This is a genomic window from Streptomyces sp. H27-H5, assembly GCF_026627505.1.
GTDB lineage: Bacteria > Actinomycetota > Actinomycetes > Streptomycetales > Streptomycetaceae > Streptomyces.
The window spans coordinates 1-14,919 of record NZ_JAPNLK010000048.1; the positions used below are offsets into that span (position 1 = coordinate 1).

The window sequence follows — 14,919 nt, forward strand, 5'->3', positions numbered from 1 at the left end:
GAGCCCGAGCGAACGGGGGCGGGGGCGGGTCTCGGCCCGCTCCGGACCGTCCACTCCGCCCCCGCCCCCGTTCGCTCGGGCTCCGGCTCCGGCTCCGGCTCCGGCTCCGGCTCCGGTCAGAAGATGACCAGCGAGCGGCCGCCCTTGCCCGCCAGCATCGCGTCGAACGCGGCCGGGATGCCGTCGAGGGTGATCCGGTCGGTGACGAGCGCGCCGAGGTCCAACCGGCCGGCCCGGACGTGGTCCGCGATCACCGGGAGGTCGCGGGCCGGGTCGCTGTTGCCGTAGACGCAGCCGGTGAGGGTCCGGGCGAAGTGGAAGATCTCCAACGCGTGGAAGGTGACCTGCTGCTCCTTGCCGCCGATGCCGACGACCGTGGTGCGACCGCCGCGACGCGTCGCGTCCCACGCGCCGCGAATGGTTGCCGCCCGGCCGACGCACTCGATCGCCACGTCCGCGCCCCGGCCCCCGGTCAGCGCGCGGATCTGCTTGGCGGTGGTCTCCGACGCGAGGACGAATTCCGTGGCACCGGCGGCGCGCGCCAGCTCCTCCTTCGCCGGTGAGACGTCGACGGCCACGATCGGACCCGCCTGCGCGATGCGGGCCGCCTGGAGGGCGGCCAGACCGACACCGCCGACGCCGAAGACGGCCACCGACTCCCCCGGGCGAACCTGGGCGCTGTGGTGGACGGCTCCGTAGCCGGTGAGGACGGCGCAGCCGAGCAGGGCTGCCTCGGCGAGCGGGATCCCCGCGGGTGCGGGCAACACACAGTTCGCCCCGACCACGGTCTCCTCCGCGAAGGCGGCCACGTTCAGCCCGGGGTGCAGCTCGGTGCCGTCGGCGTCGTGGGCGTGGACCGTACCGACCCCGGCCAGCGCCTGGGTGCAGAGCCAGACCTCGCCGATCAGGCAGTGGTGGCACGCCCCGCAGGACGGGGCCCAGTTGAGCACCACCCCGTCGCCGGGGGCGACGTGGGTGACGCCCTCCCCGACGGCCAGGACCGTGCCCGCACCCTCGTGGCCGAGGACGGCCGGGACGGGAACCCGCATGGTGCCGTTGCTGAGGGAAAGGTCGGAGTGGCAGACCCCGGCTGCGGCGAGCCGCACCCGGACCTGACCGGGGCCGGGTTCGGGCAGCACGATCTCCCGTATCTCCAGCGGGGCTCCGACGGCGGGCAGGATGGCGGCGCGGACCATGGTCGTCGTCTCCGTACTTCCGGGATTCAGAACTGCAGGGACTTGGTCTGGAGGTACTCGCCCAGGCCGTGCGGACCCAACTCGCGTCCCACGCCGGACTGCTTGTAGCCGCCGAAGGGCGCGAGCACGTTGAAGCGACCGCCGTTGATGTCCACCTGACCGGTGTCCATGCGGCGGGCGAAGGCCGTCGCGGTCTCCGCGTCCGCCGCCCAGACGGCTCCGCCGAGGCCGTACACGGTGCCGTTCGCGATGCGCAGGGCGTCGTCCTCGTCCTCGTACGGGAGGATCGACAGCACGGGGCCGAAGATCTCCTCCTGGGCGATGGTCATGTCGGGGGTGACGTCGGCGAAGAGGGTCGGGGCGATGAAGTACCCCTGGTCGTGAGGCGCGTCGGGCCCGCCCGCGACGAGGCGTGCCCCCTCCTCGACCCCCTTGACGATGTACGCGCGGACGCGGTCGCGCTGCTTGGCGTTGACCACCGGGCCGAGGCGGGTGCCCTGCTCGCGGGGGTCGCCGGTGGGGTACTTGGCGATGGCGTCGGCCGCGAGCGCGACGGCCTCCTCGTACTGGTCCCGGTGGACGAGCATCCGGGTGAGCGCGTTGCAGCTCTGGCCGGAGTTGTTCATGACGTGGCCGACGCCCACGGCGACGGCCTTGGCCAGGTCGGCGCCGGGCAGGATGACGTTGGCCGACTTGCCGCCCAGTTCGAGGGCGACGCGCTTGATCGCGGCGCCGGCGGTGGCGCCGATCTGCCGGCCGACGGCGGTCGAGCCGGTGAAGGAGACGAGGTCGACTCCCTCGTGCGCGGCCAGCGCCTGGCCGGCGACCGGGCCGGTGCCGGTCACCAGGTTGAAGACCCCGGCCGGTATGCCCGCCTCGTGCACGGCTTCGGCGAAGAGCTGTGCGGTCAGCGGGGTGTCTTCCGCCGGCTTGAGGACGAGGGTGCAGCCGGCGGCGAGAGCGGGTGCCACCTTGGCAACGACCTGGTGCAGCGGGTAGTTCCAGGGCGTGATGGCTCCGACCACGCCGACGGGCTCCATCAGCACCGTGGAGTTCCCGAGCCGCTCCTCGAAGGCGTACGAGGCGCCGAGTTCGGCGAACGAGCCCGCGACCGCGATCGGCGACCCCACGTGTACGGCCTCCGCGAAGCCGAGCGGGGCGCCGAGTTCCGCGGAGATCGTCTCCGCGATCTCCTTCTTGCGGCGGACCAGCACGTCGCGCAGGGCCCCGACCAGGGCCGCCCGATCGACCGGCGGCGTGGCCGCCCAGCCGGGGAAGGCCGCGCGTGCCGCGCGTACGGCCTCGTCCACGTCCTCGGCGGTACCGGCCGGGACCGAGGCGAGTACCTGTTCGTCGGCGGGGTTGACGACCTCGATCCGCTCGCGTCCGACGGCCGGTCGCCAGACGCCGCCGATGTACATCCCGTCGTGGGCCTTCATGGCTTTCCTCCCGAACACGCACGAGCGCGTAGACCTGACCTCGCCAACACCCTACAAACTAGCGTCGGTAGTTTTGTGGGCGCCAGAGGCGGCCGGGATCAGATGATGCCGAAAAGCATCCCCGCCGCCAGGACCACCAGAGAGGTCAGGGCCGCCCATTTCACGGTGAATCGGGTGTGATCGCCGAACTCGACCTTGGCCATGCCGACGAGGACGTAGACGGCCGGAACCAGCGGGCTGGACATGTGCAGGGCCTGGCCGACCAGGGACGCGCGGGCGATCTCCAGCGGCGAGACGCCGTGCGCGGCGCCGGCCTCGGCCAGTACGGGCAGGACCCCGAAGTAGAAGCCGTCGTTCGACATGAAGTAGGTCAGGGGCAGGCTGAGCAGGCCCGTGACCAGGGCCATGTGCGGTCCCATTCCCTCGGGAATCGCGCCGACGAGCCAGTCGGCCATGTGCTTGACCATGCCGGTACCGGTGAGGACGCCGGTGAAGACCGCAGCGGCGAAGACCATGCCCGCGACGTTGAGGACGTTGTCGGCGTGGGCGGCGATCCGGGCCTTCTGGTCGGGCATGTGGGGGAAGTTGATCGTGAGGGCGAGGGCCGCGCCGAGGAGGAAGAGCACCGGGATGGGCAACAACTGCATGATCATCGCGGTGAGGAGGGCGACGGTCAGCCCGGCGTTGAACCAGTAGAGACGGGGGCGGAGCGTCGCGCGGTTCGGATCGAGCCCCCGGAAACCGTCGTCGTCGTCAGGGGCGGGGGCGGTGGTCGTGGCCGTGGGTGCGTCCGTGTGTGCGTCCGTGTGTGCGTCCGGAGCGGTGAGTGCGGGTGCGGGCGTCCCACCGGGGCCGCCGGGGCCCGAGGCGCCTTGGCCGGCTCCACCGTCGGCAACGGGGGCGGCGGAGGCCTGGGTCGCTCCGGCGCCCACTCCCGCCGTGACCGTGACGGGCTCCCCTTCGATCAGCTCCACCCCCGGCTCCGCGCCCTGCTCCTGCGCGTCCTTGTCCTGTACGTCCTTCCCGTCCTGCGCGCCCTGCTCCTGCGCGCCGGGCATGACGAGCAGCCCGACCCGGCGTCGCTCCTTCACGCCGAGGACGTACGCGAGGACGAACACGAAGAACAGCCCGGCCGCCAGCGCGGGGATCATCGGGACGAAGACGTCGGCGGCGTCGAGCTTGAGGGCGGTGGCGGCGCGGGCCGTGGGGCCGCCCCAGGGGAGAGTGTTCATGACGCCGTTGGCGGTGGCCGCGACGCCGGTCATGACCACGAGGCTCATGCCGAGGCGCTTGTAGAGCGGGTACATGGCCGAGACCGTGATCATGAAGGTGGTCGAACCGTCCCCGTCGAGCGACACGATCGCGGCGAGCACCGCGGTACCGACCACGACCCGCATCGGGTCCGCCTTGCAGAAGCGCAGGATGCCGCGCACGATCGGATCGAAGAGGCCGACGTCGATCATCACGCCGAAGTAGACGATGGCGAACATCAGCATCGCGGCCGTCGGCGCGAGTTTGCCGACTCCGTCGATGACGTAGTCGCCCAACTGCGCACCCTGTCCGGCGAAGACGCAGAAGAGCGCGGGGATGAGCACGAGCGCCGCGATGGGCGACATTTTCTTCAGCATGATCAGAACCAGGAAGGTCGCGATCATGGCGAAGCCGAGGAAGGTCAGCATGCTGGGAACGTAGGCGCCTCCCTGAGGTGCCAACAAGACGTCGACGCGTGAGCAATACGAGCAAAACCCCAGCTCAGGGCAGAGGTGCCAGTTCGACCGGGAATCCGTTGAGCACGGCGGTGCCGGACAGCGGGTCGAGCCGGCTGCCGTCGAGCAGCTGGTTCACATTGGCTCCGGGCACGGCCCTGGCCACCGAGAGTCGGGAGCCGGCGCGGTCGTGGCCCCAGCCGTGCGGGAGGCTGACGACGCCGGTGCGGACGGCGTCGGTGATCTCTACCGGAACTTCCAGACTGCCGCCGTCGGCGGTGATCCGGGCCCGGCCGCCGTCGGTGAGGCCCAGTCGGTCCGCGTCCTGCGGATGGACCTGGAGGGTGCATCGGTTGGAACCTCCGACCAGGGCCGGGACGTTGTGCAACCAGCTGTTGTTCGATCGCAGATGGCGGCGGCCCACGAGCACCAGGCCGGCGGGGCGTTCGGCGAGCGCCTCGCGCAGCCTGGGGAGTTCGGCCACGATCGGGCCCGGGAGCAGTTCGATCCGGCCGCTGCGGGTCTTGAGCACGCCCGGGAGCCTGGGGCTCAGGGGACCCAGGTCGATGCCGTGCGGGCGCTTCCGCAGCTCGTCGAGCGTGAGGCCGTACGGTCCGAGTCGCAGCATCATGTCGAGCCGCCGCTCGGGTCCGGTGCTGCCCGTCAGTGCCCGCGCCTCCCGCTGCGGGTCCCCGCCGAAGAGCGGAGAGTGGGGATCGGCGACCTCTCGGACGAGGGTGTCGGCGATGACGCGGTCGTCGAGGACGTCCGGCGATGCCCCGTGTAGCCCGGACACCGCGAGGATCAGGCGCGCGTGGACCTCGCACTCGTCCATGCGGCCTTCTTCGAGGGGCACGGCGCGTGGCGAGTAGCGGGCCTGGTTGCGCACGGCGAACGCGTTGAAGGCGAAGTCGAAGTGGGCGGACTGCGAGGGCGGCGGCGGGGGCAGGACGACGTGGGCGTGGCGCGAGGTCTCGTTGAGGTACGGATCGACGCTGATCATGAAGTCGAGGCCGGCCAGGGCCGCGTCGAGGCGCCGGCCGTCGGGGGCGGACAGCACGGGGTTGGCGGCGATGGCGATCAGGGCCCGGATCCGCCCGTCGCCCGGCGTCTCGATCTCCTCGGCCAGGGCGGCGGTGGGCAGTTCACCCTTGGCTTCCGGGTGCCCGCTGACCCGACTGCGCCAGCGGCCGAGATCGAACCCCTTGCCCGGACGCGCGGGTCGGGGCGCGCGGTCGGTCGCCGAGAGGGGGAAGAGCGCCCCGCCCGGGCGGTCGAGGTTGCCCGTGAGGATGTTCAGTACGTCGATCAGCCAGCTGGCGAGGGTTCCGTACTCGGCTGTGCAGCTGCCGATGCGTCCGTACACGGCGGCGGTGGGCGCGGCCGCCAGTTCCCGGGCGAGGGAACGGATCTCATCGGCGGTCAGGTCGCAGGCCGGGGCGACGGCCTCGGGAGTGAAACGGGCGAGGGCGTCGGCGAGTTCCCCGAGGCCCTCGGCCCGCTCCCCCGCCGCCCCCGGGGCCGCGAGTCCCTCGGCGAGCAGGGTGTGTGCGAGTGCGGCCAGCAGCAGGGCGTCGCTGCCGGGGCGCGGTGCGAGGTGCCGGTCGGCCAGCACGGCGGTGCGCGTGCGCCGCGGATCGACGACGACCAGGGTGCCGCCGCGGGCACGCAGGGCCTTGAGCCGGCCGGGGAAGTCCGGGGCGGTGCACAGGGAGCCATTGGACTCGACCGGGTTCGCGCCGAGGAGCAGGAGGAAGTCGGTGCGGTCGAGGTCGGGGACCGGGATGGCGAACGGGTCGCCGAAGAGCAGACCGCTGGACACGTGCTTGGGCATCTGGTCCAGGGTGCTGGCGGTGAAGAGGTTACGGGTGCCGAGGGCCTTGAGGAGGAGCGGCGGGTAGAGGGCTCCGGCCATGGTGTGGACGTTCGGGTTGCCGAGGACGACGCCGACGGACTGGGCTCCGTGTTCCCGCACGAGGGCGGGCACGGCCGCGGCGAACCTCGTACGCCTCTTCCCAACTCGCTTCGCGCAGCCAGCCGTCGCGGCGTACGAGAGGGGTGCGCAGCCGGTCCGGATCGGCGTCGAGGGCGCCGAAGGCGGCCCCCTTGGGGCAGATGAAGCCACGGCTGAACACATCGTCCCGATCGCCGCGGGCGCCGGTGACGGTGGTGCCCTCGATGGTGAGCGTGAGGCCGCAGGTGGCTTCACAGAGGGGGCAGATGCGCAGGGCGGTGCGGGGCATGGTCGCTCCTGGGGACGGCAGGCTGCGGTGCGGGCACACGGGCGGGTCGAGCATACCGACCGGTAGGGAGGTTGGGGAGGGGTGCGTTCGCGGCGGTTGCGGGCCTCGCGGGCTCAGTCCAGCACGCGGGCCAGGTAGGCCTGCATCATCGCCCGGGTTTCGGCGACGATCCCCGGATCACCGGCGGGGTCCACGCGGAAGGCCAGCTGGATGAGCGCGTCGGTGGCCTCGACCGCCACCAGCACGGCCCGTTCGAGGGTGGCGTCGCGGGTGCGACCGAGGTGGCGGGAGAGCAGTTCCGTGAGCCGTACGGCAACCAGGTGGTTGGGGTCGGCGGCCGGGCCCTCGGGAGGCGGCGCGGGCACCCCGAAGTCGACGAGCGCGAATCCGGGCACGCTGCGCTTCATCGCGAGGTACTCGTCCAGGACGGCGTCGACGACGGGCCGCCAGTGGCCGGCCGGAAGGGCGGCCAGCCGTTCCTCGATGCCGTCGGCGTAACGGTCGAGGTTGCGGTGGGCCAAGGCGATGGCCATGGCTCGCTTGTTCCCGAAGAAGCGGTAGACGGAGCCGATGGGCACTCCGGCGCGCAGGGCCACGGCGCGGGTGCTGAGGTTCTCGTACCCGGTCTCGTCCAGGAGTTCCGCGCAGGCGTCGAGGATCCGGGCGAGCCGGTCGGCGCTGCGCTGCTGGATCGGGGTCCGGCGCATCGGGTGGGCGGGGGGCACGGGGTCCATCATGCCGTTCCCGGCTTCCGCTCGGGCCGGTGGCCTCAGGTCAGCAGGAGGCTGAGGCCACCGATGGTGTACGTGATCATCAGCGCGAGCAGGGGCAGTTGGCCGGCCACGGCCTTGGCGGGCGGGAAGAGGCGCACGGACCGGTCGTGTGCGGCGATCACTCCGAGTACATGTCCGGTGACGACGGCGATCACCTGGAGGGCCGCGAGGCCGCCTGGACCCAGTGGTGACAAGGGTTCCGAGGCGTTGTCAGTGCCCACTGCCATGATTACTGTGCGTGGTCCTTCGGTGACGAGGAGGGAGAGGTAGTGGGCGACGAGATAGCCGAGCGCGATCGGCACGAGTGAGTGCGCGAAGGCCGTCAGCGGGCGGGGGTGCGGGCCGCTGACGAGGCGGGTGGCCGCGGCGCACAGGCAGTACAGGGCGGCGACGAGGGCGATGGAACCGAGGAGTCCGAGGGTGGCCGTGGGAGTGCGGCCGAAGGGGGAGGTCTGAATGGCGTTGATCCAGGAGGGGTTGTCGGAGTAGCCGTCGTAGGCGGTGGAGCCGAGCAGGACGCAGACGACGGCGACGAGTCCGGGCCGCTCGGGCGTCGCGTCGAGTCCGTGGAACGGGTTGCGGAGGACCAGCCGGCCGTCGGTGCGACGGCCGAGGGGGGAGAGTCTGGCGAGGAGATCTGAGTAGGCCTCGAAGGGGTCCCCGTCGGCGAACCACTTCTCGCCGTAGCGGGCGGCGAGGGCCAGTTGACCGACGACGAAGCAGCCGAGGGCGATCAGGAGGGTGGTGGTGGATGCGGGATCCGGGGCGACGAGCTCCAGCCAGGTGAAGCCGAACAGCCCGACCGCGGCGGGCCATTGGCCGAGCCGGGCGGGCAGCGGTCGGTCGGTCGGTGGCCGGTCGGTCAGTGGCCGGTGGGGGGCGCGGCGGCGCAGGGCGACGGCGAGTCGGTGGAGGGTGCGGAGCGGGTTGACCAGGCGCCATACGGGGCCGAGGAGGAGGGAGGCCGGGACGAGTCCGACCCAGAGCAGGACGTAGACGGCGCCGGGAGCGGGGTTGCGGGCGGGGTCGTCGGGACCGAGGAGGAGGTGGAGCAGCAGGGCGAGGGCGGCGGCGAGACCGAGCCCGCGCAGGGTGGTGCGGGTGGCCGGCGCGTCGGCCACCCGCTGGAACCGGACGGGCAGGGCGAGGCCCGAACGGGCACCCCGGAAGCGGGACGTGGACCAGAGCAGACCGAGTGCGAGAAAGGAGACGAACAGCGCGGCGAAGGCACCGGCGAAGGCATAGAAGGGAGAGATCGGCAGATCGTGCTGGGATCCGATCCCGTGTGCGAGCAGGGTGGTCGACGGATCGGCCAGGTACGGGACCACGTCCTGGCCAGCGCGACCGCCCCCCCGCGCACGGGCCAGGGCAGCCGCCGGTGCCCGGGCCGAGGGGCAGGGCCGGGGGCAGGTCCGGTCCGAGGGGCAGGCCTGGGCCGAGGGACAGGTCCGCGAGTCGGGGTGGGGTCATCGGACGAGGAGCTGGGTGAGGGCGAGGTCGCTCTCGTGGGTCTCGACCTCGAAGAGCCCGGTGCGGTCGGCCGTCAGGATCAGGGTGGCCTCCTGGCCTGCGGGCAGGGCGAGTTCCTTGTCGTAGCCGTGGACGTGCAGGGTGTCCGCCCGGTCGCTGGTGACGCGCAGGGCGACCCGCTCGCCGCGCTTCACCTCGACGCGGCCGGGGGCGGGGACGACCTTGCCGTCCCGGACGACGACGGTGACCGTCCGGTCGGCGTCCGGGGCCTCGGAGCCGCGCGGCGTCGGGGGCGATGCCTGGGGTGTTTGGGGTGATGCCGTCGGGGTGGGGGCGGCGTGGCTGTGGGATCCCTGGCCCGGCGGGCCGCCGGTCAGCTCGGCGGTGGCCTCGACCGCCTTGCCGCCGACGGCCCAGGCGGTGTGGTCGTCGGCGTACAGGCGGACGGTCAGGGTGTGCGCGCCCTCGGGCACCTGCGCCGCGGGCAGGTGGTACCAGGGGCCGTACACCCGGGCCAGCTTGCGCCCGTCCAGTTCCAGGTGGGCGTGGCCGGCGCCGGGGAGGGCCGCGCCGCCGGCGCTGTCGGGCGTGAAGCGGAAGTTCTTCATGACCAGTTGGAGGTTCCAGCCGTCCTCCGAGTCGGGCCGGGTGGTGAGCCGTACCTCGGGCGCGCCCTGGGCCGGGACCTGCCGGAGGCGGTGGCCGGTGCCGTCCTGGGTGACGAGGAGGATGCCCACGTCACCCGAGGCCTGTTCGTGGCTGGTGCCGGGTTTGTGGTGGGTGGTGGCCCGACCTCCGCAGCCCGTCGCCATGCCACCGGCGAGCAGCAGGAGCACGGCGACCAGGGCCGCGGTGCGGGCCGTGCGCCGAGGTCGGCGGTCCGCGCCTCGCTGCCGGTCCGTGCGGGCCGGACGGTCGGTGCGGGACGCCCGGTCGGTGCGTGACGGCCGGCCCGTGTCGGACGGGCGGCCCGCGCGGGGCGACCAGACCGTGCGGGGTGGGCGGCGCGACCAGGGCGTGCCGGACGGGCGGTCCGCGCGGGGCGGGGCCGGGCAGGCGTCGCAGCGGGTGCCGTCGGCGGGGTCTCGGCTCACTGCGGGCCTCCGGCGGTGGCCGGGGGCTCGGCGGTGGCCGGGCCTCCGGTGCCGGCGGCCGGGCCTCCGGTGGTGGCCGCGGAGCGGGGGTCGGCCGGGGAGTGGGGGGCGGCTGCGGTGCTCAGGGCCGGGGGCGGGCCGTCGGGGGCCGGGGCGCGGTCTCCGTCGGAGTCGCCGCCGGGGCCGGTCGGGCGGGCCGGCGTGCCCGGACGGGCCGAGGCGACGACCGCCCAGAGCACCCACACCACCGTGACGAGCGCCCGTGCCCAGGCGGGTCCGAGCGGGATCCAGGGGATCATCAGGACGGCCCTGTCGAAGGCGTCGAGCAGGGTCAGGGCGGCCAGCAGCAGGGTGAGCCGGGCGAGCCACGGCCGGTCGGCGCGCAGGACCAGCCAGACCCCCGTCCACCACAGCCCCAGGAGGAGCAGGGCCAGGGCCGGCACGAAGGTGGGGGTGAGGGCCGTGGTGGAACCGGCCACGTCCAGGCACAGCCCGGCCAGGCCGAGCAGCGAGGCGATCGTCCCTCCTCGGGAGCCGCGCAGCCGGCGCCACCACAGGACTCCGCCGACCAGCAGCAGAACGGCCGCGACCGCCAGCGCGAGCTGGGTCTCGACCCGTTCCAGGCCTCGTGCGCCGTACCAGTCGCAGCCCGCCGGGAGCTTGCGGGCCTGGACGTTGTAGTCGGCGCAGACCAGCAGTTGGACGAGCTTGACCGGTTCGCCGGCGAGGCGCGCGGAGCCGCCGGAGACGGCGCCGCGACGCTCGCCGCACTCGGGCAGGGTGCCGGGGGTGGAACCGTCCGGGCCGTCCTGCCAGCAGTTGCCCCTGCCCTGTCCGTCCCACCAGACGTCCATGCCGTTGGGGCGGGAGGCCCCGGACTTGTCCTTGCCGAGGATGTTGGCGGCGTAGCGGTTGTGGTGGGAGGTGTCGGCCTGCTTGTCCCACGCCTCCTCGCCGCGGATGAAGGCGGGGACGGCGCTCAGGAAGAATCCGGCGCGCTGGTGGCCGTACACCCAGTTGCCCTCGTACAGGTTCCAGTTCCCGCCGGCGGTGATGATGCCGGTGCCCGGGGGCATGGAGATCTGCGGGCAGACCACGCCCTGCTCGTAGCCGCGTTCGATGGGCGGTTTGGCGCAGGTGCCGTCGGCGACGTGACGGTAGTAGTCCTGGTTGTTGTCGTGGATCAGGTTCCGCTCGAACCGGGCGTGGTTCTGCGGGAGTCCGGGGTGGCCGGGGAAGGCGCTGTCCATCGACGCGCCGCCCATGTTCTGGTCGAACTCGTTGTCGTGGACCCAGACGGAGTCCCCGGCCGTGCCCGAGTAGCCGACCATGTTGTGGTGGCTGCGGCAGCCGGTGATCTCGATGGAGTAGCGGGGGACGTCGTAGCCGCGGCCGTCGTTGATGTCGGAGGCGCTGCCGGGGTAGATGCCGGAGTCCCCGTTGCCGTAGGACTCGCAGTTCTTGTAGAGGCCGTGGTCGCTCGCGAAGGTCAGGAAGCCGTACTCGTCGTTCCAGCGGGTCAGTACGTCGTCGATGACGAAGCCGTCGCCGGCGAGCACGTACAGCGAGTTGAAGGTGGTGCGCTGGGCGGTGAAGTTGCGGAAGTAGATGCCGTTGGACTTGTCGGCGCGGATGGCGTTCAGCTTCTGGTACTTGGCGTCGATGACCACGTCCTGGCGGGACGCGCCCGTGCCCTCGATCTGGAGGTTCGTCTTGCCGAGGATCGCGACGAGGTTCTGGTTGTGCCGGCACCGCTCCTGCTGCTCGTAGGACAGGATCTGGTAGCCGAGCGAGGAGTTGGGCGCCTTCAACGTGGCGCACTCCCCCGTGGGCTTGGGGAGCGAGGGCTCCTCCTCGTACAGGCCGGGCAGGATCGCGATGTTCATCCCCGGCCGGTTCACGGCGTCCACGGCCTCCTGGAGGTGACGGAAGCCGGTCTTCTCGCATTGTGCGTAGAGGGCGAGGTTGCGCTGCCTGAGTTCCTGCGGGAAGGCCGCTATCCGGCGCTCGAAGGCGGGCCGGTCGGTCTTGCACACCAGGAGGTCGGGCTCGGCCTTGCGGTACTCGGGCACGGAGCCGCTGCCGTCGGGGAGGGTGACGGGGCGCTCCTCGTGCGCGCGGGCGGCGGGCGCGGCGGCGAGGAGGGACAGGAACGCGAGGAGGGCGGCGAGGAGCGCCGCCGGCACGGCAGGAAACCTGCGGGTCCACGACATGCGCGAGAGAGTAGAGCAATGTTCATCTTTTGGGACCCCCCTCGACGCGAATCGGTTCGCCACCCGCCGGAACCCGCCGGTCCGAGCACGAACACGAACACGGGCACGGGCACGGACACGGACACGGGCGCAGGCACAGGCACGGCCACGGGCACGGACACGGACCGGCGGCGCGAGGTCGGGGCCGGGGTGAGAGCCGGGCGCCGCCGCACAGGGCTCTACACGGCCGAACGGAGCCTCTTCGGGCGGGGCGCGCGGGCCGGCCGGAAGGTCCCCGTTGACGCGGGGACCCAGGAATCCTACTGTCACCCATAGGATTCCTACGGCAGACCGGGAGCGTTCCATGAGTGACGGCGACACCAGCGAGCAGGCCAGGAAGACCGCGGAGGCGCTGGAGTACCTCACCGGATTCGGCAACGAGCACAGCTCGGAGGCCGTTCCGGGCGCGCTCCCCCACGGCCGGAACTCGCCCCAGCGCGCCCCCCTCGGCCTCTACGCCGAGCAGCTCAGCGGCAGCGCGTTCACCGAGCCCCGCACCCACAACCGCCGCTCGTGGCTCTACCGGATCCGCCCCTCGGCGGCGCACCCGCCGTTCACCCGCGTCGACAACGGCGGTCTGCGCAGCGCACCCTTCACCGAGACCGTGCCGGATCCGAACCGGCTCCGCTGGAACCCGCTGCCCGAGCCGGCACCCGGCACCGACTTCCTGGCCGGCCTGTGGACCCTCGGCGGGAACGGTGACGCCGCCCAGCGCGCGGGCATGGCGATCCACCTGTACTCCGCCAACGCCGCCATGACGGACCGGGTGTTCAGCAGCTCGGACGGCGAGCTGTTGATCGTTCCCGAACGCGGCGGGCTGCTGCTGCGCACCGAGTTGGGCCTGCTCAGCGCCCGGCCTGGCGAGATGGCGCTGATCCCGCGCGGGGTCCGCTTCCGCGTCGAGCTGCTCGACGCGGACGCCCGCGGCTACGTCTGCGAGAACTACGGGCAGCCCTTCGAGCTGCCGAACCTCGGCCCGATCGGCGCCAACGGCCTGGCCGCCGCGCGGGACTTCCGGGCGCCCGTGGCCGCGTACGAGGACGTCGACCGACCGACCGAGGTGGTCAACAAGTACTGCGGCAACCTCTGGACGGCCACGTACGACCACTCGCCGCTCGACGTGGTCGCCTGGCACGGCACGCACGTCCCGTACGTGTACGACCTGCGCCGTTTCAACGTCATCGGCTCGATCACCTACGACCACCCCGACCCGTCGATCTTCACCGTGCTGACCTCGCCCTCGGACACCCCGGGGCTGGCCGGGGTGGACTTCGTGGTGTTCGCCCCGCGCTGGCTGGTGGGCGAGGACACCTTCCGTCCGCCGTACTTCCACCGCAACGTGATGAGCGAGTACATGGGCCTGATCGAGGGCGCGTACGACGCGAAGGCCGAGGGCTTCGTGCCCGGCGGCGGCTCGCTGCACAACATGATGTCCGCGCACGGCCCGGACCGGGAGACCTTCGACCGGGCGAGCGCCGCCGAGCTGAAGCCGCAGAAGATCGACGACGGGCTGGCCTTCATGTTCGAGACCCGCTGGCCCATCGTCGCCACCGCCCAGGCGGCGGACGCCGAGCACCTTCAGCGCGGATACGACGACGTCTGGCGGGGTCTGGAGCGCCACTTCCGCGCCTAACATTCTGCACGCCCGACCCAGACGTCCAGCCGTACGGAGAACCACCCGTGACCGCCTTCGCCCCCGACTCCCTGGTACTGAACCGGAAGTTGCCGCTCTGGTACCAGGTGTCCCAGTCGCTGCGCGCCTCGATACTGGGGCGCGCCCCGGACGCCTCGCTGCGCCTGCCCACCGAGGAGCAGCTGGCCGGGCACTACGGGGTGAGCGTGCTGACGATGCGCCAAGCCCTCAAGGAGTTGGAGGGCGAGGGCCTGATCAGTCGGCACCGGCGGCGCGGAACGTTCATCGAGCCGGGGGCGCGGCGCGGGGCCCCGGTGCGGTTGTTGGGTTCGGTCGACGCGATCGTGGCCCAGCAGTCGGGTGAGCGCACGACGATTCTCGGTCATGAGCGGACGGCGGTGTCCGGGGAGCTGCTGGAGCACTTCCCGGACACGTCGGAGCTGGTCACGTACCGGCGGCTGCGCCACGACAGCGTGAGCGGCGAGCCGACGAACTGGGCGGAGAACGCGGTCCGCACGGAGCTGGCCGAGTCCATCGATCTGGCCGACCTGGAACGGTTCCCGATGACCAAGGTCCTCCGTGACCTCGTCGGGGTGAAGATCAGCCGGATCACGGACACCGTCGAGGCGCGGCTCGCGGACCCGGAGACGGCGGCGCTGCTCCAGGTCCCGCTGCTGAGCCCGATCCTGCACTACACGGGCGTGACGTACGACGACGAGGGCCGGGTGGTGGACGTGGCCCGCATCCGCTACCGCGGCGACCGGTTCTCCTTCACGGTGACGGTCGACGCGCACTGAGCCGGTCTACGCGCCCGATCCCTGCTTCCCGTCGTCCTCCGCGACCCGCTCGCCCTCCGCCTGTGACGGGGTGGTGCGCGTGGTCTGCGGGTGCCGTTGACGCTTCTCCCTCTCGTCCATGTCCTCGTCGAGGCGTTCGCCCTCGGCCTGGGAAGGAGTCGAGTATTCGTCGTACTGACTCATCAGCCGTCTCCTCGGTCACACAGGGGTCGGTCCACTCGGGGATCGGCCACGCAGGGTTCGGTCCACACGGGATCGTCCACGCAGGGATGCAAAGGCTCGGTCCGCGCACCGGTACAGATGCGCCCATAAGGAG

At 72.3% G+C, this 14,919-nt stretch carries 10 protein-coding genes and 1 pseudogene; 2 read left to right on the forward strand and 9 right to left on the reverse strand.

Going from position 1 to position 14,919, the window contains the following annotated elements; genetic code table 11:
* Nucleotides 1-116: 116 nt before the first annotated feature.
* The 8 genes and pseudogenes from OTB19_RS23360 to OTB19_RS23395 form a co-directional block, all read right to left on the reverse strand.
* Entirely contained in the window at nucleotides 117-1,196 is a 1,080-nt protein-coding gene (locus OTB19_RS23360; protein WP_267800314.1) for a Zn-dependent alcohol dehydrogenase, read from the reverse strand.
* Nucleotides 1,197-1,222: 26 nt separating this feature from the next.
* Nucleotides 1,223-2,635 (reverse strand): aldehyde dehydrogenase family protein, encoded by a 1,413-nt coding sequence (locus OTB19_RS23365; RefSeq protein WP_267800315.1) that lies wholly within the window; start codon nucleotides 2,633-2,635, stop codon nucleotides 1,223-1,225.
* A gap of 98 nt (nucleotides 2,636-2,733) precedes the next feature.
* Complete coding sequence (locus tag OTB19_RS23370; protein ID WP_267800316.1) at nucleotides 2,734-4,314, reverse strand: CitMHS family transporter; 1,581 nt, start codon at nucleotides 4,312-4,314, stop codon at nucleotides 2,734-2,736.
* A 73-nt stretch (nucleotides 4,315-4,387) separates the two neighbouring features.
* A pseudogene (locus tag OTB19_RS23375) lies at nucleotides 4,388-6,584 on the reverse strand (molybdopterin oxidoreductase family protein).
* A gap of 113 nt (nucleotides 6,585-6,697) precedes the next feature.
* On the reverse strand, nucleotides 6,698-7,318 hold the full coding sequence (locus tag OTB19_RS23380) for a TetR/AcrR family transcriptional regulator (RefSeq protein ID WP_267800317.1): 621 nt from the start codon (nucleotides 7,316-7,318) through the stop codon (nucleotides 6,698-6,700).
* 35 nt (nucleotides 7,319-7,353) lie between these two features.
* Entirely contained in the window at nucleotides 7,354-8,685 is a 1,332-nt protein-coding gene (locus OTB19_RS23385; RefSeq protein WP_267800318.1) for a hypothetical protein, read from the reverse strand.
* Between the two features lie 138 nt (nucleotides 8,686-8,823).
* Complete coding sequence (locus tag OTB19_RS23390; protein ID WP_324290537.1) at nucleotides 8,824-9,921, reverse strand: hypothetical protein; 1,098 nt, start codon at nucleotides 9,919-9,921, stop codon at nucleotides 8,824-8,826.
* On the reverse strand, nucleotides 9,918-12,134 hold the full coding sequence (locus OTB19_RS23395; RefSeq protein WP_267800319.1) for a right-handed parallel beta-helix repeat-containing protein: 2,217 nt from the start codon (nucleotides 12,132-12,134) through the stop codon (nucleotides 9,918-9,920). The genes OTB19_RS23390 and OTB19_RS23395 overlap by 4 nt, the downstream gene beginning before the upstream one ends.
* Before the next feature lie 343 nt (nucleotides 12,135-12,477).
* On the opposite strand from OTB19_RS23395, the gene hmgA reads away from it, so the two are divergent.
* The gene (gene hmgA, locus OTB19_RS23400) at nucleotides 12,478-13,806 is read left to right on the forward strand and encodes a homogentisate 1,2-dioxygenase (protein WP_267800320.1); all 1,329 of its coding nucleotides are present in this window, start codon (nucleotides 12,478-12,480) and stop codon (nucleotides 13,804-13,806) included.
* Between the two features lie 47 nt (nucleotides 13,807-13,853).
* Nucleotides 13,854-14,603: a GntR family transcriptional regulator gene (locus OTB19_RS23405; protein ID WP_267800321.1), complete on the forward strand. Its 750-nt coding sequence runs from the start codon at nucleotides 13,854-13,856 to the stop codon at nucleotides 14,601-14,603.
* A 6-nt stretch (nucleotides 14,604-14,609) separates the two neighbouring features.
* Here the strand turns inward: OTB19_RS23405 and OTB19_RS23410 are convergent, their stop codons facing one another.
* Nucleotides 14,610-14,786, reverse strand: a complete 177-nt coding sequence (locus OTB19_RS23410; protein ID WP_267800322.1) for a hypothetical protein — start codon at nucleotides 14,784-14,786, stop codon at nucleotides 14,610-14,612.
* Nucleotides 14,787-14,919 lie beyond the last annotated feature (133 nt).